This is a genomic window from Acinetobacter sp. WCHA39, from assembly GCF_002165385.1.
Lineage (GTDB): Bacteria > Pseudomonadota > Gammaproteobacteria > Pseudomonadales > Moraxellaceae > Acinetobacter.
Genome location: NZ_NHRP01000097.1, coordinates 1 through 552 on the forward strand (window position 1 = coordinate 1; position 552 = coordinate 552).

The window sequence follows — 552 nt, forward strand, 5'->3', positions numbered from 1 at the left end:
TGGGGACTTAGCTTAGTTGGTAGAGCGCCTGCTTTGCACGCAGGAGGTCAGGAGTTCGACTCTCCTAGTCTCCACCATGAATTAAAAGAGTTTGTAAAAACGAAATTAATTCAAAGCTAAAGTAAATTATAGAAATTAATAAATGTCTAAATAAATCAAAAGAGATTTTGATTTGAGTTTATTAACTTCTGTGATTTATCACAGTTTACTACTCGCTGACGAGGCGGTAGTTAATCATTAACAGATTAGAATTTGAGTCTGAAATAAATTGTTCACTCATTCTTTGATTTAAACATTCCGATGTTTAATTTGAATGAAATGAGAACTAGCAAAAACACTGAATCAAGCGTTTTGGTATATGAATTTAGATTGAAGCTGTATGGTGATTAAATTCACAGACAACAAACTGGATGAGAGCGATGTAAGTTGAAAAACGAACATGGCAATCTGTCCTAACCTTACTTGTAAGGGTTAGCGACTGTTTGGGGTTGTATAGTCAAGTAATTAAGTGCATGTGGTGGATGCCTTGGCAGTCAGAGGCGATGAAAGACG

General features: G+C 35.9%; 1 tRNA gene. It reads left to right on the plus strand.

Annotated features, from left to right (window positions below):
• Window position 1 precedes the first annotated feature (1 nt).
• A tRNA-Ala gene (locus CDG56_RS16780) sits at window positions 2-77 on the plus strand.
• The last annotated feature ends 475 nt before the right edge of the window (window positions 78-552 follow it).